Origin of the sequence: Micromonospora sp. NBRC 110038, assembly GCF_020884815.1 — a bacterium.
Taxonomy (GTDB): Bacteria; Actinomycetota; Actinomycetes; order Mycobacteriales; family Micromonosporaceae; genus Micromonospora; species Micromonospora haikouensis.
In genome coordinates this window covers 644,400-666,169 of the sequence record NZ_BBOL01000003.1, presented here as the reverse complement: position 1 = coordinate 666,169, position 21,770 = coordinate 644,400, and the positions used below count along the sequence as shown (strand labels likewise).

The 21,770-nt window shown below is 76.2% G+C and carries 16 protein-coding genes, 1 pseudogene and 1 riboswitch; of the genes and pseudogenes, 7 read left to right on the top strand and 10 right to left on the bottom strand.

All coding sequences use genetic code 11. The features are described from left to right. The first annotated feature begins 30 nt into the window (after positions 1-30). Positions 31-690, top strand: a complete 660-nt coding sequence (locus LPU61_RS14660) for a redoxin domain-containing protein (RefSeq protein WP_229405180.1) — start codon at positions 31-33, stop codon at positions 688-690. After that, a complete protein-coding gene (locus LPU61_RS14655; protein WP_052503882.1) occupies positions 690-1,562 on the top strand; it encodes a cytochrome c biogenesis CcdA family protein in 873 nt (290 codons plus the stop codon). Before LPU61_RS14660 ends, LPU61_RS14655 begins: the two co-directional genes overlap by 1 nt. Here the strand turns inward: LPU61_RS14655 and serS are convergent. The 5 genes and pseudogenes from serS to LPU61_RS14630 form a co-directional block, all read right to left on the bottom strand. After that, positions 1,546-2,832: a serine--tRNA ligase gene (serS, locus tag LPU61_RS14650; RefSeq protein WP_229405179.1), complete on the bottom strand. Its 1,287-nt coding sequence runs from the start codon at positions 2,830-2,832 to the stop codon at positions 1,546-1,548. The two genes, LPU61_RS14655 and serS, sit on opposite strands and share 17 nt — an antisense overlap. A gap of 240 nt (positions 2,833-3,072) precedes the next feature. Further along, positions 3,073-4,155 carry a MerR family transcriptional regulator gene (locus LPU61_RS14645; RefSeq protein ID WP_229405300.1) on the bottom strand — a complete coding sequence of 361 codons (1,083 nt, stop codon included), beginning with the start codon at positions 4,153-4,155 and terminating at the stop codon, positions 3,073-3,075. 46 nt (positions 4,156-4,201) lie between these two features. Continuing rightward, the gene (locus tag LPU61_RS14640; protein WP_229405178.1) at positions 4,202-5,386 is read right to left on the bottom strand and encodes a trans-acting enoyl reductase family protein; all 1,185 of its coding nucleotides are present in this window, start codon (positions 5,384-5,386) and stop codon (positions 4,202-4,204) included. Positions 5,387-5,433: 47 nt separating this feature from the next. Next, positions 5,434-6,609, bottom strand: a complete 1,176-nt coding sequence (locus LPU61_RS14635) for a zinc-dependent alcohol dehydrogenase (RefSeq protein ID WP_043969254.1) — start codon at positions 6,607-6,609, stop codon at positions 5,434-5,436. A gap of 98 nt (positions 6,610-6,707) precedes the next feature. After that, positions 6,708-7,133: pseudogene (locus LPU61_RS14630) on the bottom strand (hypothetical protein); the annotation flags it as partial. Positions 7,134-7,325: 192 nt separating this feature from the next. Between LPU61_RS14630 and LPU61_RS14625 the strand changes: the two are divergent. The 3 genes from LPU61_RS14625 to LPU61_RS14615 all read left to right on the top strand — a co-directional run bounded on the left by LPU61_RS14625 (position 7,326) and on the right by LPU61_RS14615 (position 15,077). Then, positions 7,326-10,070, top strand: a complete 2,745-nt coding sequence (locus LPU61_RS14625) for a LuxR family transcriptional regulator (protein ID WP_229405176.1) — start codon at positions 7,326-7,328, stop codon at positions 10,068-10,070. A gap of 165 nt (positions 10,071-10,235) precedes the next feature. Next, the gene (locus LPU61_RS14620; RefSeq protein WP_229405175.1) at positions 10,236-12,071 is read left to right on the top strand and encodes a hypothetical protein; all 1,836 of its coding nucleotides are present in this window, start codon (positions 10,236-10,238) and stop codon (positions 12,069-12,071) included. Positions 12,072-12,299: 228 nt separating this feature from the next. Continuing rightward, positions 12,300-15,077: a cellulose-binding domain-containing protein gene (locus LPU61_RS14615; protein WP_229405174.1), complete on the top strand. Its 2,778-nt coding sequence runs from the start codon at positions 12,300-12,302 to the stop codon at positions 15,075-15,077. Between the two features lie 139 nt (positions 15,078-15,216). Here LPU61_RS14615 and LPU61_RS14610 read toward each other — a convergent pair whose 3' ends face one another. Together LPU61_RS14610 and LPU61_RS14605 are read right to left on the bottom strand one after the other, a co-directional pair. Beyond that, entirely contained in the window at positions 15,217-15,624 is a 408-nt protein-coding gene (locus tag LPU61_RS14610) for a hypothetical protein (RefSeq protein WP_043966922.1), read from the bottom strand. Between the two features lie 161 nt (positions 15,625-15,785). Then, on the bottom strand, positions 15,786-15,929 hold the full coding sequence (locus LPU61_RS14605) for a hypothetical protein (protein WP_158229444.1): 144 nt from the start codon (positions 15,927-15,929) through the stop codon (positions 15,786-15,788). A gap of 341 nt (positions 15,930-16,270) precedes the next feature. Here LPU61_RS14605 and LPU61_RS14600 point away from each other — a divergent pair, with 341 nt between their 5' ends. Further along, complete coding sequence (locus tag LPU61_RS14600; RefSeq protein WP_229405173.1) at positions 16,271-16,633, top strand: STAS domain-containing protein; 363 nt, start codon at positions 16,271-16,273, stop codon at positions 16,631-16,633. A 77-nt stretch (positions 16,634-16,710) separates the two neighbouring features. Beyond that, a complete protein-coding gene (locus LPU61_RS14595) occupies positions 16,711-17,160 on the top strand; it encodes an SRPBCC family protein (protein ID WP_229405172.1) in 450 nt (149 codons plus the stop codon). Between the two features lie 49 nt (positions 17,161-17,209). Here the strand turns inward: LPU61_RS14595 and LPU61_RS14590 are convergent, their stop codons facing one another. The 3 genes from LPU61_RS14590 to LPU61_RS14580 all read right to left on the bottom strand — a co-directional run bounded on the left by LPU61_RS14590 (position 17,210) and on the right by LPU61_RS14580 (position 21,706). Further along, positions 17,210-18,280: a hypothetical protein gene (locus LPU61_RS14590; RefSeq protein WP_043966929.1), complete on the bottom strand. Its 1,071-nt coding sequence runs from the start codon at positions 18,278-18,280 to the stop codon at positions 17,210-17,212. A 4-nt stretch (positions 18,281-18,284) separates the two neighbouring features. After that, a riboswitch (cyclic di-AMP (ydaO/yuaA leader) is annotated at positions 18,285-18,414 on the bottom strand. A 153-nt stretch (positions 18,415-18,567) separates the two neighbouring features. After that, positions 18,568-19,482, bottom strand: coding sequence for a cation diffusion facilitator family transporter (locus LPU61_RS14585; RefSeq protein WP_043969258.1), 915 nt, complete (start codon positions 19,480-19,482; stop codon positions 18,568-18,570). Positions 19,483-19,588: 106 nt separating this feature from the next. Beyond that, the gene (locus LPU61_RS14580; RefSeq protein ID WP_229405171.1) at positions 19,589-21,706 is read right to left on the bottom strand and encodes an AAA family ATPase; all 2,118 of its coding nucleotides are present in this window, start codon (positions 21,704-21,706) and stop codon (positions 19,589-19,591) included. Between the last annotated feature and the right edge of the window lie 64 nt (positions 21,707-21,770).

Sequence of the window (21,770 nt, the reverse complement as noted above, 5' to 3'; positions counted from 1 at the left end):
CGCGCGGCCCGCTACCGAAGGGAGACGCGGATGCGATCGTTCCGCCGGCCGTCGCGCCGCCGGATCGGCCCGGGTGGACGGTCGCCGCACCGACGGCGTGCCGGGACAGCCGCCCTGGTCGCTGCGCTGGCCACCGCCCTGCTGGGCGCGGCGTCCTGCGCCGTCGACCCCCCGGGACCGCCGGTCGACGCGGCCGCCGCCGCGCCCGCCGGCACCGGCGACCCCACGGCGACCCCGACCGGTACGCCCACCGGCGCGCCGCCGACGCCGGCCGCCCCGGCCCGGGTGCCGGACAGCCTCCGGTTCACCGGCACCACCCTCGACGGGAAGCCGTTCGCCGCCGCCGACCTGGCCGGCAGGCCGGTGGTGCTGTGGTTCTGGGCCCCCTGGTGCGCCACCTGCGCCAGCCAGGCGTGGACGGTCGCCGAGATCGCCCCGCAGTACCGCGACCGGGTGCCGATCGTCGGCGTCGCCGGCCTCGGACAGCGCACGGCGATGCGGGACTTCGTGACCGAGTTCGAGCTGGGCGGCACCCTCCAGCTCGACGACGCGGCCGGGAAGCTGTGGCGGCGCTTCGAGGTCGTCGAGCAGAGCACGTTCCTGATCATCGACCGCGACGGGAAGGTGATCCACCAGGGCTTCCTCGACGGGGAGGACCTCACCCGCCGGGTCGCCGCCCTGGCCGCCTGATGGACGCCCCGCTGCTGCTGGCGCTGACCGCCGGGATGCTCGGCGCGGTCAACCCGTGCGGGTTCGCGATGCTGCCCGCGTACCTGTCGATCCTGGTGGCCGGGCCCGGCGACGGACGTGGCGCCGTCGGCCGGGCGCTCACCGCCGCCGCCGGCCTCACCTGCGGGTACGTGCTGGTCTTCGGCGCGTTCGGGCTGGCCTTCGCGCCGCTGGCCGGCTGGCTGCGCCCCCGGCTGCCCTGGCTCACCGTCACCCTCGGCGTGGGGCTGGTGCTGCTCGGCTGCTGGCTGCTCGCCGGGCGGCGGCTGCCCACCCCGCGCCCGCTGGCCCGCGCGCCCCGGCTGACCCGCACGCTGCCGTCGATGGTGCTGTTCGGCGCGGCGTACGCGCTGGCGTCGCTGACCTGCTCCATCGCCCCGTTCCTGGCGATCGTGGCGACCAGCCTCCAGGCCGGCTCGACGCCGCGCGGGCTGGCGCTGTTCGTCGCGTACGCCCTCGGGATGGGTCTCGTGGTGGCCGTGGCCGCCCTCGGCGTGGCGCTGCTGCGCGACCGGGTGGTGGCCCGGCTGCGCGGGGCCGGCCGGTGGGTGCCCCGGCTCAGCGGCCTGGTGCTGCTGGCCGCCGGCGGCTACGTCGCCTGGTACGGCTGGTACGAGGTGCGGCTCGCCGAGGGCCGGCACGACGCGTTCGGCGACCCGGTCGTGGTCGCCGCGGCCCGCGTCCAGCAGGCCCTCGTCGGTGCGCTCGATGCGGCCGGCCCCGCCCTGCTGGCCGTCGCCCTGCTCGCCCTCGCCGCGCTCGGGGCGAGGAGACGGCGGGGGCCGGGTGACCCGACCCCCGCCGACGAGGCGACGGTCAGCGACCCGGCGTGAGCCGGTCCGTGCCGACCCGGTCGCGGAGCACCTCCGGCACCAGCACCGAGCCGTCGGGCTGCTGGAACTGCTCCAGGATCGCCGGGAACAGCCGGCTGGTGGCCAGCGCGGAGCCGTTCAACGTGTGCACGAAGCGGGTCTGCTTGCCGCCCGCCTCCCGGTATCGGATGGCGGCCCGCCGGGCCTGGTAGTCGCCGGCCCAGGACACCGACGACACCTCCTTGTACTTGCCGGTGCTCGGCATCCACACCTCGATGTCGAGGGTCTTCTTCATCGAGGCGCTGGCGTCGCCGGCCGACAGCAGGCTGGTCTGGTGGTGCAGGCCGAGCCGGGCGACCAGGCCCTCCACGTGGGCGACCATCTGCCCCAGCGCGGCGTCGGCCTGCTCGGGCAGCGTGAACTGGAAGATCTCCACCTTGTTGAACTGGTGACCCCGCACGGTGCCGCGCTCGTCGGAGTGCGAACCGGCCGCCTCCCGCCGGTAGCACGGGGTGTACGCGAACCGCTTCAGCGGCAGGGTCGCGGTGTCCAGGATCTCGTCCTGGTAGGCCCCCAGGATCGCCGTCTCCGCCGTGGGCAGCAGGAACTGCCCGCGCGGGGCGGACTCCCGGTCGAGGTGGTAGACGTCGTCGTAGAACTTGGGGAACTGGCCGGCGGCGAAGCCGGCGGTGTCCAGCAGCAGGTGCGGCGGGAGCAGGAAGTCGTAGCCGGCCGCGATGTTCTGGTCGATCAACCAGTTGAGCAGCGCCCACTCCAGCCGGGCCCCCAGGCCCGTGTACATCCAGAAGCCGGAGCCGCCGAGCTTGACGCCCCGCTCGTGGTCGACCAGGCCCAGCAGGCGGCTCAGCTCGACGTGGTCCCGGACCTTCTCGATCGCCGGCGGCTCGCCGAACGTCCGCACGACCCGGTTGGCCTCCTTGCCGCCGGGGACGACGTCGTCGGCGGGCAGGTTCGGCAGCTCGCTCATCCGCTCGCGCAGCCGGGACTGCACCTCGTCGAGCTGGGACTCCAGCTCGGCGAGCTGCTTGCGCTCGGCCTCCGGGGCGACGCTCTCCGGCGCGGCGCCGGCCCGCTTCGCCGCCGCGTACGCCCGCGCCTCGGCCTTGCGGCGCTGCCGCTCGGCGTCGATCTCCGTGATGAGGGCGCGGCGCTCCTGGTCGAGCCGCTGGATCTCGTCCAGCGCCCGGTTGACCTCGGCGGGATCCAGTCGCTTCGCCAGCGCGGTCGCCACCGCCTCGCGATCCTTCCGGATCAACTCCATGTCGAGCATGCGCTCCGTACGCCTCCGTCCGGGAATCTCAGGTGGGAACCCACCGATGCTACCGTCGCCGCCTCCCCCGCCCGGCCCCGGCCGTGAGCCCACCGGCCGGGACCGTCGCGCCGCGATGTGGTCTCGCCATGTCGGCGACATCGTGGGGTTCCCTGGGGCGGGAAGCCGCGATGTCGCCGACATGGCGCGCTGGCACCGGTGCGGCACCGGCGCGGGCGCGGCGCCAGCGCCGGCGCGGGCTCAGAGCCGGATCGGCATCAGGATCGAGTACGCGTCCGCGTCGTCCGGGCGGCGCACCGCCAGCGGGGCGATCGGCCCGTCCAGCTCCAGCAGGAGCTGCCCCCGGTCGCCCGCGTCCAGGGCGTCGAGCAGGTACCGCCCGTTGACGCCGAGCCGCACCGCGTCCGGCGCGGCGTCGGCCAGTGCCGCGTCGGCCAGCGCGGCGTCGTCGAGGACCCGCAGGCCGCCCGCGTCGTCCAGGCCCAGCACGGTCACCGGCACGTCGACGCCCTCGTGCCGCAGGACCCGCGCCGGCGGGCGGCCGGCGACCTGCGCGCGCAGCGCCGGCACGTCCACCGTGATCCGGTACGCCGGCACGCGCGTGCCCAGCAGCCGCTGGTAGTCGGGGAACTCGTCGGGCAGGGCGGCCCCGCCGACCTCCCGGCCGGCGACGGTGACGGTGAGGCCGTCCCCGTCCAGCCGCAGGTGGGCGTCGGCCCCGCCGTCGACGCCCGACAGCTCGCGGACGGCGTCGATGAGGTCCACCGGGGCGAGCAGCCGCCGGGTGGGCCCGTCGACCGCGCCGGGGACCCGGGCCACCGCCATCCGGTGCCGGTCGGTGGCCACCAGGCGTACGCCGTCGGCGGCCACGTCGAACAGGACGCCGGAGAGCACCGGCAGCTCCGGGTCGGTGCCGACCGCGAAGCGGACCGCGTCGATCGCGGCGGCGAGGTCGGCGCGGGACAGGACGAGACGGGTGGTCATGGGGTGCTCCTCGTGGTCGATCAGGGCTCGGACCCGGGAGAGCTCGCGGCGGGCGTCGGTGAGGCCGTCCTCCAGCCGGCGCAGGTGCGCGTCGAGCAGCCGGCCCACCACGGCCGGCTCGGCCCGGTGCCGCACGGCGGCGGCGATCTCCGCCAGCGGCATCCCGACCCGGCGCAGCCCGGCGACCAGCCGGGCCGGCAGGACCTGGTCGTCGGCGTACCAGCGGTAGCCGGTGACCGGGTCGACCAGCGCGGGCACCAGCACCCCGGAACGGTCGTAGAACCGCAGGGCGCTGACGGTCAGGCCGCTGGCGCGGGCCAGCTCGCCGATGCTGCGCAGTTCGCTCTCCACGCCGAGGATCCTGTGCCCTCCACCAGGTCGAGGGTCAAGCCGCCGCACCCTCCAGCGTGCGGAAGGCGATGCCGGCGGCGGTCAGGCGGCGCAGCAGCGCGTCGCCCATCGCGGTCACCGGGGTCACCTGGCCCACGACGGGCGGCAGGTCGTCGAGGGCCAGGCAGAGGGCGGACTCGGCGAGCATCTTCGCCGTCTCGTCGTACCCGGGGTCGCCGCCGGCCACCTCGGTCACCACCCGCCGGCCGCCGCCGGAGCCGACGAAGCGCACCCGGAACCACGACTTCGCCCGCTGCTCGGCGCTGGGCCCCTGCCCGGAGGCGAGCCGGCCGAGCAGCCAGCGCCGGGCCGGCGGCACCTTCACCAGCCCGGTCAGCCCGGCGAGCCCGACCGCGCCGAGGACGATCGTGGGCAGCCGCCGCACGGCGGCGAAGTGCCGGTAGCGGAAGTCCGGCCCGTACTCCGGCCGGGCCGCCGCCGACCGGCGGACCACCTGCGGGTCGATGGTCGGCAGCGGCACCGCCCACCCGCCCAGCTCCGCCGACCGGCCGACCCTGCCGGGCACGGCCCGGACCCGGCGGCCCGGCGGGCGCGGCTCGACGGCCCGCCGCTCCTTCGCCGCCCGGCCCGCCTCGGCGGCCCGGGACAACGCGGTGAGCGCCGAATGGTACGTGCCGGCGGAGAACCGGCCGCCCGCCCGGACGAACCCGTCCACGGTGACCGGCCCGTCGGCCGGCAGTTGCGTGACCGTGTACCAGACGCCCAGGTCGTGCGGGATCGAGTCGAAGCCGCAGGCGTGCACGAGGCGGGCCCCGGTGCGTACGGCCTCGGCGTGGTGCCGCACGTACATGGTGTCGACGAACTCCGGCTCGCCGGTGATGTCGAGGTAGTCGGTGCCGGCCCGCGCGCACGCGGCGACCAGCGGCTCCCCGTGGTGCACGTACGGCCCGACGGTGCTGGCCACGACGCGGGCGTCCGCGGCGACCCGGCGTAGCGACTCCGGGTCGGTGACGTCGGCGGTGAGCAGCGGCAGCCCGGCCAGGGCCGGTTCGATGCCGGCGAGCCGGTCCCGTACGGCCGCCAGCTTGGCCGGGTTGCGCCCGGCCAGCGCCCAGCGCAGCCCCGGCGGCGCGTGCCGGGCGAGGTACTCGGCGGTGAGCCCGCCGGTGAACCCGGTCGCCCCGAACAGCACGACGTCGTACGCCCGATCCTCACGCATCCCGCGAGTCTGCCACCGCCGGGCAGCACCGGCACCACGATGGGCGCTCAGGGCGTGAAGACCGCACGCAGGCAGCCGTCGGCGCGGGTGCGGAACAGGTCGTAGCCGAGCGCGCCCTGCTCCAGGGGCAGGTGGTGGGTCGCCAGGTGCCCTGTGTGGATCTCGCCGCGCGCCATCCGGTCCAGCAGCATCGGGATCCAGCGTTGCCCGTGCTGCCGGGCGGCGCGCACGGTCAGCCCCTTCTGCATGACCGCGCCCAGCGGGAACGTGTCGACGAACCCGGTGAACGTGCCGAGCACCACCACCGTGCCGCCCTTGCGGCAGGCGTGCACCGCCTCGCGTACCGCGATGGGCCGGTCGGGGGCGGCGCCGGGCAGCGCGGCGGCGGCGAACCGCTCGGCCAGCGACCGGGGCTCGGTGCCGTCCCAGGCCATGCCGACGGCCTCCACGCACACGTCGGGGCCCCGCCCGCCGCTGCGTTCGCGCAGCTCGGCCGGGACGTCGACGCTGAGGTAGTCGAGGGTCTCCGCGCCGACGTGCCGCTGCGCCAGGCCCAGCCGCTGCGGGTAGCGGTCGATCACCACCACCCGGTCCGCGCCGCGCAGCAGGGCCGCCTGCGCGGCCATCTGGCCCACCGCGCCCGCGCCCCAGACCGCCACCACGTCGCCCGGGGACACCTCGCCCAGCTCGGCGGCGAGCCAGCCGGCCGGCACCGCGTCCGAGGCGAAGACCGCCCGGTCGTCGTCCACCGGCTCCGGCACCGCGAACGCCCCGACGTCGGCGTACGGCACCCGGACGTACTCGGCGTGGCTGCCGGCGAAGCCCCCGGCCGACCGGGGATGGCCGTAGCAGCCGCCGGTCGGCTGCCCCCACGCCGCCTCGGCCGCCGCCGGCCCGGTGCTGCCGTTGTCGCAGCAGGCGTAGAGGCCCTGCCGGCAGTACCAGCAGTTGCCGCAGGCCACGGCGGCGCAGACCACCACCCGGTCGCCGACGCGGTGCCGCCGGACCCCGGGGCCGACCTCCACCACGTCGCCGAGGAACTCGTGCCCGAGCACGTCGCCGACGGAGAGCGCCGGGGCCCGCCCGGCGAGCAGCGGCAGGTCCGCCCCGCAGGTGGCGCTACGCCGCACCCGGACGATCGCGTCGGCGGAGTTGCGCAGCTCGGGATCGGGCACCTGCCGCACCGCGAGGCCGTCCGCGCCGAGCCAGCACAGGGCCCTCATCCGGGCACCGCCGGGCCGTCGCCGGGCCCGGCCGCCCCGGGCCACCCGGTCCCGGGCCCGGTCGGGGCGGCCCGCGCCGGTCGGGGGCCCTCCGGCGGGGAGCGGTCCGCGCGCAGCAGCTCACCGGTCTCGGCGAGCTGCTTGGCCTGGCGCAGCGCCTCGCGGACCAGCGGCGCGGGGTCGCCGCCGCCGACGAGGTGGGCGGCCATCCCGGTCACCGGCACGCCGCGCACGGGCCGGGCCGCCAGCTCGGTGCCGCGTCCGCCGGGCGCGGGCCCCTGCGCCACCTCCACCGCGCCGTCGAGCCGGCGCAGCGGCTCCGGCCACCGGCCGCCGGGCAGCACCCGCTCCGGCGGCCGGTCGATCGTGACCACCTGCCAGCCGTCGCGCGGGCCGCCCGTGCGCGGGCGGCCACCCCGGAAGGGGCCGCGCAGCACCCGCGCCACCGTCACCCCGGCGACCGCGCCGGCCACCACCCCGGCGGTACGGGCCAGCGCCCGACCGCCCCGCCTGCCCCGTCCCATCCGTCCCACCCGCCTCTCGTCGCCGATGCAGCCACTCGTCGCCGTGCAGCCGTCGGCGGGCCCGACGGCCGGTGCCCCCAGCGTCGGCGGCGGCCGGGTGAACCGGGATCCCCCCGAAGGGGTGAACCGGCCGGGGCCGGGTAACCGCCCGCCGCACGGGCCGGGGAGGGACGCGTGGCGTGGGGGTGCCGCATGACGCAGCACGAGGTGGCCGGGGTGACCGTGGCGGCCGGGGTCGACCCCGTTCCCGCCGCGGAGGACGCGGCGCCGCTGCTGGCGTCCCGGCTCGCGCCGGCCCCGCTGCCCGAGCCGGTGCTGGTCCGGCCCCGCCTGCTGCGCCGGCTGGACGAGGGCGCCGCCGGGGCGCTCACCCTGGTCACCGCGCCCGCCGGCTGGGGCAAGACCACGCTGCTCGGGTCGTGGGCCCGGACCGTCGAGCCGGCACCGGCGTGGGTGTCGGTCGAGGCGGGCGACACGGGGGCGCGGCTCTGGTCGTACCTGACGGCGGCCCTGCGCCCGCACGCGCCCGACGGGCCTTCCGCGGACCCGCCCCGGCCCGACCGGCTGGAACTGCTGGCCGCCGCGCTCGCCGCCCGGGAGCGCCCGGTGCTGCTGGTCCTCGACGACGTGCACCGGGTCGCCGACCCGGCGGCGCTGACCGGCCTGGAGTTCCTGCTCCGCCACACCGGGGGGCGGCTGCGGGTGGTGGCCGGGGCCCGCACCGACCTGCCGGCGGGGCTGCACCGGCTGCGGCTCGCCGGTGAGCTGACCACCGTGGGCCCCGGCGAGCTGGCCTGCACCGACGACGAGGTGGCCGACCTGCTCGTCGCGCACGGCGTGTTCCTGCCGGCCGCGGCGGTGCCCCGGCTGCGCGCGCGTACCGGCGGCTGGCCGGCCGGGCTGCGGCTGGCCGCGCTGGCCGCCCGGGACCGGCCGGACCCGGTGCGCTGGCTGGAGCAGTTCGGCGGCGACCAGCCGGACGTGGCCGGCTACCTGCGCGCGGAGGTGCTCGCCCCGCTCGACGACGCGGCCCGCGACGCGCTGCGCCGGGGCGCGGTGGCCGACGCCGTCAGCGCCGACCTGGTCGACGCGCTGACGGGCCGCTGCGACGCCGAGCGGGCGCTGACCGCGCTGGCCACGGCCGGCGGTTTCGTGGACCGCGACGACAGCCGGCCCCCCTGGTACCGCTGCCATCCGCTGCTGGCCGACCTGCTCCGCGCCGAGCTGGGCGAGCTGACCGCCGAGGAACGCCGGGACCTGCACCGGCGGGCGGCCGACTGGTACGCCGGGCACGCCCGCCCCGCCGAGGCGCTGCGGCACGCCCTCGTCGCCGGTCGCTGGGACGCGGCCACCGAGCTGCTGGTCACCGGCTGGCCGGAACTCGTGCCGTACGACGACGAAGGGGCGGGCGGGCCCGTCCCCGCCGCGCCACCGGAGGCCGAGGTCCGGCGGGACCCGGAGCTGGCGCTGGCCGCCGCCGCCGAGCGGGCCCACGCGGGCGACGCCGACGCCGCCGCCGCGCAGCTGCGCCGGGCCGCCGGGCACGGCCGGTCGCTGCCCGTGCCGCGCCGGGACCGGTTCCGCCGGCTGGCCGTCGCCGTGGAGGTCACCCTCGCCCGGTTGACCGGCGACCACGACGAGGTACGCCGGGCGGCGTCGCGCCTGCTCGCCACGCGTACCCCCGGGGGGCCGGCGGACGACCCGCGCGCCGGAGCCGCCGACGACGCCGACGTGGCGGCGGCGGCCGGGGCGGCCCTCGGCCTGGTCGCGCTCTCCGGCGGCGACCTGCGCGGCGCGGCGGCCGAGTTCGACGCCGCGCTCGCGGCGGCCCGGGCGGGCGGCCGGGCCCGCACCGAGCTGCTCTGCGTGAGCCGCGCCGCCCTGCTGCACGCGGCCCTCGGCGAGCTGCGGGCGGCCGAGCGGGCCGCCGGGGAGGCCCTGGCGATGCCGCCCTGTCAGGGCTGGTCCTGCCGCACCGACTGCGCGTACGCCCACCTGGCGCTGGCCGTCGTCGCGCTGCACCGGGACCTCCCCGACGACGCGGAGGCGCACCTGGCGCTGACCGGCCCGACCGCCGACGAGCCGGCGGTGGCGGCGCTCGCCGCGCTGTGCCGGGCGACGCTGCTGCGCGACCGCGGCGAACCGGCCACCGCCCTGCGGCTGCTGTCGGCGGCCCGGGACGCCCTCGCGCCGCTGGCGGCCGGCGACGGGCCCGCGCGGGCCGACGATGGCCCACCAGGGTCGGGTCGGGGCGTCGGCGCGGGGGAGCTGGCCGCCTGGCTGCTGGCCGCCGAGGCGGACCTGCGGGCCGCGCACGGCGACCCCGGTGCCGCCCGGGAGCTGCTGGCCGGCACGCCGGCCGGTGCGCCCGCCGTGGCCCTGGCCCGGGTCGAGCTGCACGCCGGTGACCCGGCCGCCGCCGCCCGCGCCCTGCCGCCCTGGGACGGCCCGGAGGCCGCCGCCTGGCCGCTGCCGGTACGCCTCGACGCCGGCCTGCTCGACGCGGTGCTCGCCGGGCGGGCCGGGGACGCCCGGCGGGCCGGGCGGACGCTGGAGCGGGTCCTGGAGCTGGCCGCCGCCGAGGGGTTCCGCCGCCCGTTCACCCGCGCCGAGCCCGGGGTGCGGGACCTGCTCGCCGCGCACCTGGACTCCGGCACGGCGCACTGGCCGACGGTGAGCGACCTGGTCCGGGTGGCGCAGGAGCCGCCCGCGCGGCCGGGTCCCGCGCCGGGCCGGGAGCTGGACGAGCCGCTGACCGAGCGGGAGCTGACCATCCTGCGCTACCTGCAGAGCATCCTGTCCAACGTGGAGATCGCCGCCGAGCTGTCCCTGTCGGTGAACACCGTCAAGACGCACGTGCGCAACATCTACCGCAAGCTGGACGCCACCCGCCGCCGGGAGGCCGTCCGCCGCGCCCGCGAGCTGCACCTGATCTGATGGCCCACCTGCGCCGCCCCCGGGCCGGGCGGTCAGGAAGGGGACCCTTCCCATGCGGAAAGCGTCAACAAGGCGCCCCTCCTTGCAGTGATGACGGTCGACAAGACGGCGCGCGGTCCGGCACGATCTGGGGCGGCGTTGACCGTCGGGAGCGGGGAGCAGGCGATGGGTGAGGTTGGCGAGGCGGCACCGGTCGACGTCGCCGGGCCGCCGGCGACCGCCGGTCGGGGGCGGGCGGTGGCCGACCGGCTCGCCCGGTTCGCCCGGCACGAGTGGACCCTCGCGGTGCTCGGGTCGCTGGTGCTGGCCGTGGTGCTGACCTGGCCGACGGTGCGCGACCTGACCGGCACCATCCCGCAGGACGTCGGCGACCCGACGTTGCAGGCGTGGCAGGTCGCCTGGGGCGGGCACGCGGTGCTCACCAACCCGACGCAGCTCTGGCACTCCAACACGTTCTGGCCGGAGCCGTACACGTACGCGTACTCGGACACGCTGCTCGGCTACGCCCCGTTCGGGCTCTTCGGCGACGGGCCGGTCGCCGCCGTGGCCCGTTACAACCTGCTGTACGTGCTGGTGCACGCGCTCGCCTTCGTCGGCGCGTACGCGCTGTCGCGGCAGCTCGGCGCGGGCTGGGCGGGCGCGGCGGTGGCCGGGGCGTCCTTCGCGTACGCGCCGTGGAAGCTGGCCCAGGCCGGGCACCTGCACGTGCTCAGCGTCGGCGGGATCGCCCTGGCGCTGGCCATGCTGGCCCGGGGCCACGGCTGGTCGCTGCGGCACGGCTACCGCCCCGAGCGGGTGCGCCCCGGCTGGGCGGGTGCCGGCTGGGCGGTCGCCGCCTGGCAGGTCAGCCTCGGCTTCGGCATCGGCCTGCCCTTCGCGTACGCGCTGGCGCTGCTCTGCCTCGGCGCGGCCGGCGGGTACGGCTGGTCGTGGTGGCGGCGTCGGCGGCGGCCGGCGTTCGGCCGCCGGCTGCTGGTGGCGGACCTGGCCGGCGGGGTGTTCTTCGCCGGGGTGACCCTGCTGATGGCCGCGCCCTACTTCGAGGTGGTGGCCCGGCACCCGGACGGCCGGCGCACGGTCGAGCAGATCGCGATGTTCTCCCCGCCGCTGCGCGGGTTCCTCACCGCGCCGCCGGAGTCGTGGCTGTGGGGGGAGCGGCACGAGACGGCGCGGGCCTCGCTGAGCTTCGCCGGGGAGATGACGCTGCTGCCCGGGATGGTGCTGATCGGGCTGGCCGCCGCCGGGCTGTTCGTGTCGGCGTGGCGGGTGCGGCACCGGGTGGCGCTGGCCGTCGGGGTGCTGGTGACCGTGGCGCTGGCCGCCGGCAGCACGCTGGGCGGGGACGGCGACCCGGGGTACGTCACGCTGGTGGAGCACGTGCCGGGCTGGGACGGCGTGCGCACCCCGGGCCGGCTGGTGCTGTGGACGACGCTGCTGCTGGGCGTCCTGGCCGCCGGGGCGCTGACGGTGGGCGACGCGGAGCAGCCGTCCCGCGAGCCGGGCCCGGACGCGGCGTCGGGCCCGGAGCCGGCGTCGGAGCCGGCGGGCGGGCCCGGCGGCGGGTGGCGGCGCTGGGGGCGGCTCGTGCTGGTGCTGCCGGTGCTGCTGGTGCTCGCCGAGGGCGTCAACCGGACCCCGCACGTGCCGGCCCCGGTCGCGCCGGCGGCGATGCACGGGCTGCGCGGCCCGGCGCTGGTGCTGCCCAGCGACGGCATCCGGGAGTTCCACGTGATGCTCTGGTCCACCGACGGCTTCCCGAAGATCGTCAACGGGCTGGCGTCGTTCGTCCCGGCCAAGCAGCAGGAGATCCGGGCGGCGAGCGCGGGCTTCCCGGACGCCGCGTCGGTGGCGTACCTGCGGGGGGTCGGGGTGCGCACGGTGGTGGTGCTGCCGGCCTACACGGCGGGCACGCCGTGGCAGGGCGCGGAGACCCGGCCGGTGGACGGGCTGGGCGTGCGGCGCGAGGCCGTCGGCGACGGGTACGTCTACCACCTCGACTGATCGGCCGCCGCCGGCCCGCCGGCCGGGCGAGTTTGTTGGGAGTGCTTCCTAACTCGGCCCGGGAGAGGTTACCGTGAATGCCTTCCTCGGCAGCGGGAGCCACGCGCGCCGGTGGGAAGCCAGGGCAGGCTTCCCGCGCCCCGACGTCGGGCCTGGGCACGGTCGTCCGTCGACCGCCGACGTCGTGCTCGTCCCACCACCACGGGCATCCCCGAGAGGAAACCGCAGATGCGGAGAGGTCTCGTCGGCGCGGTCACCACCGTGCTGGCCGCCGCCACGGCAGTCGTGGCCGTTCAGTTCACCGTCGCCCCGTCCACCGAGGCGGCCGCGGCCGCCTCGGAGCCGTACTCCTTCAAGAACGTACGGATCGACGGTGGCGGCTTCGTCCCCGGCATCGTCTACAACCCCACCGAGAAGAACCTGATCTACGCCCGCACCGACATCGGCGGACTGTACCGCTGGGAGCAGGCCAGCCAGTCCTGGACGCCGCTGCTGGACTGGGTCGGCGCGGACAAGTGGGGCTACAACGGCGTGGTCAGCGTCGCCACCGACCCGGTGCAGACCAACCGGGTGTACGCCGCCGTCGGCATGTACACCAACGACTGGGACCCGAACAAGGGCGCGATCCTGCGCTCGTCGGACAAGGGCGCGACCTGGCAGGTCACCGAGCTGCCGTTCAAGAACGGCGGCAACATGCCCGGCCGGGGCATGGGTGAGCGCCTCGCCGTCGACCCGAACAAGAACAGCACGATCTACTACGGCGCCGAGGGCGGCAACGGCCTGTGGCGCAGCACCGACTACGGCGCGACCTGGGCCAAGGTCGCCAACTTCCCCAACGTCGGCAACTACCAGGCCGACCCGAACGACACCACCGGCTACCAGAGCCAGAACCAGGGCCTGACCTGGGTGTCGTTCGACAAGAGCACGGGCACGGCCGGCAACACCACCCAGACGATCTACGTCGGTGTGGCCGACAAGGCCAACCCGGTCTACCGCAGCACCAACGGCGGCACCACCTGGGAGCGGATCCCCGGCCAGCCGACCGGCTACCTCGCCCACAAGGGCGTCGTGGACCCGGTGGGCGGCTACCTCTACATCGCCACCAGCGACACCGGCGGCCCGTACGACGGTGCCAAGGGCGACGTGTGGAAGTTCAACCGGGCCACCGGCGCGTGGACGCAGATCAGCCCGATCCCGTCGTCGAGCTCCGACGCGTACTTCGGCTACTCCGGCCTGACCATCGACCGGCAGAAGCCGAACACCCTGATGGTGGCCACCCAGATCTCCTGGTGGCCGGACGCGATCTTCTGGCGCAGCACCGACGGGGGCGCGACCTGGTCCCGGATCTGGGAGTTCACCAGCTACCCGGACCGCAGCAAGAAGTACACCATGGACATCTCCTCGGTGCCGTGGCTGACCTTCGGCACGAACCCGGCCCCGCCGGAGGAGACGCCGAAGCTGGGCTGGATGAACGAGTCGGTCGAGATCGACCCGCACGACTCCAACCGCTTCATGTACGGCACCGGCGCGACCATCTACGGCAGCACCGACCTGACCAAGTGGGACACCGGCGGCCAGCTCACCATCAAGCCGATGGTCAAGGGCCTGGAGGAGACCGCCGTGCTCGACCTGATCAGCCCGCCCACCGGGGCCCCGCTGGTCAGCGCGCTCGGTGACCTCGGCGGCTTCCGGCACACCGACCTCGACACGGTGCCGGCGAAGATCTTCAGCCAGCCGGTCTTCACCAGCACCACCAGCATCGACTACGCCGAGACCAACCCGGCCGTGATGGTGCGGGCCGGCAACTTCACCGACGCCGACCGCCCCAACGACAGCCACGTCGCGTTCTCCACCGACGGCGGGGCCAACTGGTTCCAGGGCAGCGAGCCGGGTGGGATCAACAACGGCGGCACCGTCGCCGCGTCCGCCGACGGCAGCCAGTTCGTCTGGTCGCCCGGCGACGCCGGCCAGCAGGTCGTCCGCTCGGTCGGCTTCGGCAACTCGTGGACCGCGGCGACCGGGATCCCGGCCAACGCCGTCGTCGAGTCCGACCGGGTCAACAAGAACAAGTTCTACGGCTTCTCCGGCGGCAAGTTCTACGTCAGCACCAACGGCGGGGCGAGCTTCACCGCGTCGGCGGCCACCGGGCTGCCGAGCACCGGGAACGTCAAGTTCAAGGCGCTGCCCGGCAAGGAGGGCGAGATCTGGCTGGCCGGCGAGGGCGGGCTGTGGCGCTCGACCGACTCCGGGGCCACCTTCGCCAAGCAGGCCGGCGTGTCGTCGGCGGTGAACGTGGGCTTCGGCAAGGCGGCCCCCGGGCAGACGTACCCGGCGCTGTTCGTCTTCGGCACCATCGACGGGCAGGCCGGCCTGTTCCGGTCGGACAACACCGGCGCGGCCTGGGTCCGGATCAACGACGACAAGCACCAGTACGGCAACGCGGGCGAGGCCCTGACCGGTGACCCGCGCGTCTACGGGCGGGCCTACCTGGGCACCAACGGGCGGGGCATCATCGTCGCCGACCGGCTCGGCGGCGCCACGACCCCGCCGGCCACGACGCCCCCGGCGACCACCCCGCCGGCGACCACCCCGCCGGCGACCACGCCGCCCGCGACGACGCCGCCGGCCACCACGCCTCCGGCGACCACGCCCCCGGCCACGACGCCGCCGGCCACCCCGACGGGTACGCCCGTGCCGGCCGGGGCCTGCTCGGCGACGTACAAGGTGACCACCTCCTGGTCCGGCGGCTTCCAGGGCGAGGTGACCGTGAAGAACAACAGCGGCTCGGCGAAGAGCTCCTGGAGCGTGGTCTGGAACTTCCCCGGCGGCCAGCAGATCACCCAGCTCTGGGGCGGCACCTACACCCAGACCGGCGCGCAGGTCGTGGTGCGGGACGCGGGCTGGAACGGGACGCTGCCCGTCGGCGGCAGCACCACCTTCGGCTTCGTGGCCAGCGGGACCGGAGCCAACTCGACCCCGGCGATCCTGACCTGCACGGCCAACTGACCGCACACTGACCGCCCCGCGCGGTCCCGAGACGTCGGGCCGGCCTCCCCGCACGGAGGCCGGCCCGGTTCGCGTCTCGAAGGGCCGGCGACGGCCGGCCGGGGATGCTCAGCCCTTCAGGGCCCAGCCGGCCGGCGGCTCAGCCGTCCAGGCCGACCGGGGAGTTGGGCCGGTCGACGTCGACGAACTCGATCTCCTCGACGTCGCGCTCGCCCCGACGCCCGGCGGCCCGCGCCGCCGAACCGGCGGCCCAGCCGATCGCCGCGCCGGCCAGGGCGGCCCCGATCAGCAGCGCCCAGGGCAGGGCGGGCCGGCGACCGGCGAGCGCGTCGAAGGCCAGCACCGCCCGGCGGCGCGCCTCGTCGGCCGCGGAGCCGACCAGGTCACCCGCCTCGTCGGCGAGGCCCGAGCCGCTGCGCCGGGCGGAGCGGGCGGTGTCGCGAACGCTGTCCCCGGCCGAGACGACGGCGGAGGCCAGGTGCTGCCACGCCTGGTCCGCGATCCGCTCGGGCTTGCTGCGGCGCTCCAGCAGGTTGGTTCCGAACATCGTGCTACCTCCTCGGGTGCCGAAGCTTGCGGCCACTTCGGACTGCGGCGTGGGTCCGGTGGGCGGACCGCGCCCGGGCGTTGCCCCGGCGCGGTCCGCCCACCGGGGCAGTGCCCCACCCGGCGCCGCCGCAAACCCCCCGGCGCGCGCCGGCCGTGCCCTCAGCGTACGGACACCACCGCCGCGCCCCGGGCGAAGTCGTCGTCGTCATCGTCATCGTCGTCCCCGGCGCCGCCGAAGCCGCAGGCCAGCATGAGTGCGAGCAGCGCGCCGACGCCGGCCAGGCCGGCCAGTCTCCGGATCATGGGGTGGTCCCTTCCGTGCTACGGGTGTGGACGCCGCCGATGCTAGGCGGGGCGGGCAACGGTGGCGTGTCCCGCCGGTGGCGGCCGGGTGGGCACACGCCCGGGGTGCGGGGTGCGCGCAAAGGTCGGAGGGGACCGCTACCCTGGGTCGGCGACACCGGCCCCCGGGCTGGTCGTCCGGCAAACAGGATCTGAAAAGTCCGGATAAGGGCAACGTGTTTTGCCCTGATCCACGAATTGCTCATCCCGAGGGGTGGCGACCGAGGCCATCGGAGGAATACTCTCGGTCGCGGCCCGCGTACTGATGAGGCGCCCGTCAACGGGCGAGTGGAGGTGCTCGCGTGAGCCTGTCGATCGTGAAGTCGGTTCTTTCCGGTGGTGTCATCGAGATCGCCCCGCGCGGTGAGATCGACGTCGACACCGCGTACGAGGTGCGTGAAGCCATCGCCGAGGTGCTCACCAAGGGGCGGCCCGCCCGCATCGAGCTGAACATGCGTCTCGTCACCTTCATCGACTCGGTCGGCATCAGCGCGATGGTGGCCGGCTTCCAGACCGCCGAGGTCAGCGGGGTGAAGCTGGTCGTCACCGAGCCGAGCCGCTTCGTGCACCGGCAGCTCTGGGTGACCGGCCTGCTCGGGCTCTTCGGTGCCCCGGAGCCCTACCTCGCGGGCACGGCCGCCCCCGAGGTGCTGCCGGGCGCCTGACGCGGCTGCCGGCGCTGGTCCACGTGCCGGGGCCTTCGACCCTTCCCCCACGCCCCCGGGTGGGGGACGATCGACGGATGCCCCGGCGCGACAGCTTCCAGTACTCGGTCCAGGCCCGCTGCTCGCGGGCGGAGGCGGTGGCGCTGCTCAGCGATCCCGCCCGGCAGACCGAGCTGCATCCGTTGATCACGCGGGTGCGCCGGCTGTCGCCCCGACCGGGCGCACTGGCCAGCTACGCGATCACCGACGAGCTCGCCGCCGGGCCGGTGCGCTTCGGCGTGACGTACCAGGCGGACGTGCTGGTGGTGACCGACGACGAGATCGTCACGGTGGCCCGGCAGCGGCCGGCCACGACGGTGCGTAACCACACGCGGCTGCGCGACGAGCCGGACGGCCTCGTCCGCGTCGATGTGGAGATCACCCTGGTCGCACCGACGCCGCTGTTCGCGTACGCCTTCCGGCAGGCCCGCTCGGCGCACCTCGGGCTGGCCCGCCGGCTCGGCGAGGTGCTCGGCCGGGCGGCGTAGCGCCCCGGCGACCGTCCCGTCGGGGGAGGGCCGCCGGGGCGGTCGCGGGTCAGATCACCGACAGGTGCACGTGGTTGGTGTGGTCGCTGGACGGGTCCCCGTTTCCGCCGCTGTACGCCTTCCAGCCGCTGCTGGGCAGCCAGATCTGCTTGAACCAGATCACGTACAGCACGGCGAGCCGGTCGGCGTTGCGCACGAAGTACGCGGCCAGGTTGTTGCCGTAGGTGCGGTCCCCGCCGCTGGCCACGCCGCCGAAGCCGCCCTTCTGCGCGGCGAAGTCGCAGGCCCGGCCCTTCGGGTGCTCGCCTGAGCCGCCGGGCCGGTAGCAGGAGACGTACCGGGTGAAGCCGGCGGCCTTGGCCTGGTTGAGCGCGTGCAGGGTGCGCGGGGTGATGCAGCCGTTGGCGGGGGTGGGGTCGTTGACGCTGCACGACTCCGCCGGCCAGGAGCCGTCGGAGTTGCGCTTCGCGGGGGTGGCGTTCGCGCTGGAGGTGCCGCCCGGGCTGGACCCGCCGCCGCTGCTGCTGGCCTTGTTGTTGGCCACGGTGAGGGCCCGCTCGGCCTGCTCCTTGCGCTTGCCCATCAGCGCGACCTGCTTGCGCTGCTCGCGGATCTCGCCGTCGAGGGCCTGCCGGGTCTTCGTCGCCTCGTCCCGGGTGGTCAGCAGCTCGCGCAGCGCCCGGTCCTCGTTCGCGGCGATCGTGTCGAGCGCGGCGGCCCGGTCCAGGAACCCCTCGGGGGAGCTGCTGTCGAGCAGCACCGAGGCGGCGGTGAGCCGGCCCTTCTTGTACGCCACCCCGGCGATCTCGCCGACCTTGGCGCCACGGGTGACCAGCTCGGCCTCGACCGTCTTGAGCTGGCCGCCGAGCTGCTGCTGCCGCTTCACCGACCGGTCGAGGGCGGTCTTGGCCTCCAGGTAGCCCTTGCTCGCCGCCTCGAGCTGGGCGCGCAGGGCGGGCGTGCCGCCCTCCTCGTCGTCGCCGGGTGCGGCGAGCAGGCCGACGGGCGGCGCGGCCCCGGCCGGCGTCACCGGCGCGACCCCGAGGCCGACGGCGAGCGTCAGCACCAGCGCCGCCGCCACCCGGGCGGCGAGCCTTCCTACAGGTGCCACTACTGGCATATGCGTGTCCTTCCGTCAGCCGCCGACCGGGTTAGCTGACGGGTTCGGGACGGAAGATCCCTACCGCTGGAGCGGATGCACCCCACAAACATGGTTCCCCGGCTCGCCCGCAGGCGATTAGGCGGCGGCCACCACAGGCGCCGGAGGGCGCCGCCCGGCGATGGCCGGGGCCGAGCCTACCGGTGCGCGTGGGACCAGCGCTGCTTCCGTGACGGAGGGTACGCGGATGAAACCTGTCAAGTCAGTCATTCGGCCACGAATGTCGCGAAAATTGATGAGCCTCGGTCTCACCAGCCGGCCGGCCCGCAGCCGTCGCGGGCGGCTCCCGGCTCGACCTGCAAGGTGGCGTGCTCGATGTGGAAGTCCTCGTGCAGGGCGGTGCGGGCGGCGGTCAGCACCGCGCCGACCTCCGCGCCGGGCGCCATGGTCAGGTGGGCCGAGGCGACCTCCATGCCGGAGGTCAGCGTCCAGACGTGCAGGTCGTGCACCTCGACCACGCCGGGCACGGCGGCCAGCCGGTCGTGCACGGCGGTCACCTGGAGGTGCTCCGGCGCGGCCTGCACCAGGATGCGCACCGCGGCCCGCCCGAGCCGCCAGGTGCGGGGCAGGATGAACACGCCGATCGCGACGGCCACCGCCGGGTCCGCCCACCACCAGCCGGTGGCCATGATCAGCGCCGCCGCGCCGATCACGCCGACCGACCCGAGCAGGTCGCCCAGCACCTCCAGGTACGCCCCGCGCAGGTTGATGCTCTCCTTCGCCCCGCTGCGCAGCAGGGCGAACGCGGCGACGTTGGCGAGCAGGCCCAGCACCGCCACCACGAGCATCGGGCCGGTGGTGACCTCGGGCGGGTCGCCGAAGCGGCGGACGGCCTCGACGAGGACGTAGACGGCGACGCCGCTGAGCAGCAGGGCGTTGCCGAGCGCGGCGAGCACCTCCAGCCGGTAGAGCCCGAACGTGCGCTGCGGGTCGGCGGTGGCCCGGCGGGTGGCGGTGATCGCGGCGAGCGCCATGCCGATGCCGAGCACGTCGGTGAACATGTGCCCGGCGTCGGAGAGCAGCGCCAGCGAGCCGGTGCCGAGCGCGGTCACCGCCTCGACGATCATCAGCGCGGCGAGCAGCGCGAACGCCGCCCAGAGTCGACCCGAGTGGCGGTCCGCCGCGTTCGCCGCCCCGTGGTGGTGGTCATGACCTGCGCCCACGCCCACACCCTCCGTCCGTGATCCCCGCCCGGCCCAATCTATGCTCACATCGCAATATGTGCAAGTGATCGACAGCGGTCCGGCCGGGGAACGGCCGGGCGCCGGATCAGCCCGTGGGTTCGACGGTGACGAGGCGCTGGGTCGCCCGGGACAGCGCCACGTACAGCGTCCGCACGCCCGACCCCGGGTCGGCCCGGATCTCGCCCGGGGCGACCAGCACCACCCCGTCGTACTCCATGCCCTTGGCCTGGAGGCTGGTCACCACCTGCAGGCGCGGCGCCGCCCGGCCCGCCAGCCAGCCCGCCACCTCGTCGCGGCGCGGCACCGGCGTGATCACCCCGACCGTGCCCTCCACCTCGCCGAGCAGGTCGCCGACCGCCGCGACGGTCGCCGCCGCCAGTTCGGCCGCCGGCACGGTCAGCTCGACCGGGGCCACGCCGGTGGACCGCACCGCGCGGGGCAGCGCCAGGTCCGGGTAGAGCCGGCGGATCTCCGCCGCCGCCACCGCGAAGATCTCCGCCGAGTTGCGGTAGTTGGTGGTCAGCTCGAACTGGTGCCGCCGGCGGCGGCCCAGCGCCGCGTCCCGGGCCCGGGTCAGCTCCTCCGGGTCCCCCGTCCACGCGGTCTGCGCCGGGTCGCCCACCACCGTCCAGGACGCCAACCGGCCACGCCGGCCGATCATCCGCCACTGCATCGGCGACACGTCCTGCGCCTCGTCGACCACCACGTGCGCGAAGTCGCGGTAGTCCTCGGGCCGCTCCCGGGCCGCCTCCCGCGCCGCGCGCTGCCGGTCGGCATGCGTGCTCAGCTCGCGTACGCCCCCGGCGAGCTGGAACGGGTCGCGCCTCGCCCGCTTCGGCTGCAGCGGCTTGCCCAGCAGCGCGTCCAGCTCGTCGAGCAGGGCGACGTCGGCGATCGTGAGCCCCTCGACGTCCAGCGCCCGGTACGCCTCGACGAGCAGGCCGACCTCCGCCCGGGACAGCACCCCGGCGGCGTACCGCCGCAGCCGGTCGGGGCGGGCCAGCCAGCCCAGCACGTGCCGGGGGTGCAGCCGCGGCCACCACGCCTTGAGGAACTCGCGGAACTCGGGCCGCTCGGCGATCTCGTCCTCGAACGCGCGCTGCTCCGGCAGCCGGCCGATGCCCAGCCGCCGGGCCTGCGCCCACAGCGCCGCGAACACCCCGTCGAAGCCCGCCCGGCGCGACTCGTTGCGGCGGGCCCCCCGGCCCAGCGCCCGGTCCCGGATGTCGTCGAGCTCCCGGCGGTCCAGCCGCAGCAGCTCACCCCGGTAGAGCAGGCGCAGCTCGCCCGGCCCGCCCGGCACCGCGTCCCGCACCGCCCGCTCCAGCACCCGGCGCATCCGCAGCGACCCCTTCACCGCCGCCACCTCCGGCGGGTCGGTGCGCGTCGCGCCCATCCCCGGGAACATCGACCCCAGCGAGCGCAACGTCGCCGTCTCCTCGCCCAGCGACGGCAGCACCGAGGCGATGTACTCCACGAACACCGCCGACGGGCCCACCACCAGGATGCCGCCGCCCGCGTAGCGGCTGCGGTCGGAATAGAGCAGGTACGCCGCCCGGTGCAGGGCCACCGCCGTCTTGCCCGTGCCCGGCCCGCCCGAGACGATCGTGACCCCGGAGGCGGGGGAGCGGATCGCCTCGTCCTGCTCGCGCTGGATGGTGGCCACGATGTCCCGCATCCCCCGGCCCGTGGCCCGGGACAGGGTCGCCAGCAGCCCGCCGTCGCCCACCACCGCCATGTCCGGCGGTGCCGCCGCCGGATCCAGCAGGTCGTCCTCGATCCGGGTCACCCGCTCCGCCGACGAGGAGATCGTGCGCCGCCGCACCACGCCCAGCGGCTGGGCGGGCGTCGCCTGGTAGAAGGCGGCGGCGGCCGGGGCCCGCCAGTCCACGACCAGGGTCTCGGCGTCCTCGCCGCGCACCCCGAGCCGCCCCACGTGCAGCACCTGCCCCTCGCGCAGGTCCAGCCGGCCGAAGACCAGCCCCTCGTGCTCGGCGTCGAGCACGTGCCGGCGCTGGGCGGCGTGGAAGACCATCGCGTCCCGCTCGACGAGCGCCCCGAAGTTGCCCACCCGGGCCAGGCGGTAGCCGTCCTTCTCGGCCTGCGCGGCGAAGCGGCGCAGCTCGGCGAGGCGGGCGTACACCCGGTCGAGGTGCCGCTGCTCGGCGGCGATCTCCTGCTCCAGGGTCGTGCGGTCGGTCAACGTACGGGCTCCTCGCAGACGGCGGCGTCGGCCGCGCCAGGGGCGCGGCGGCGCGCCGGGGTGA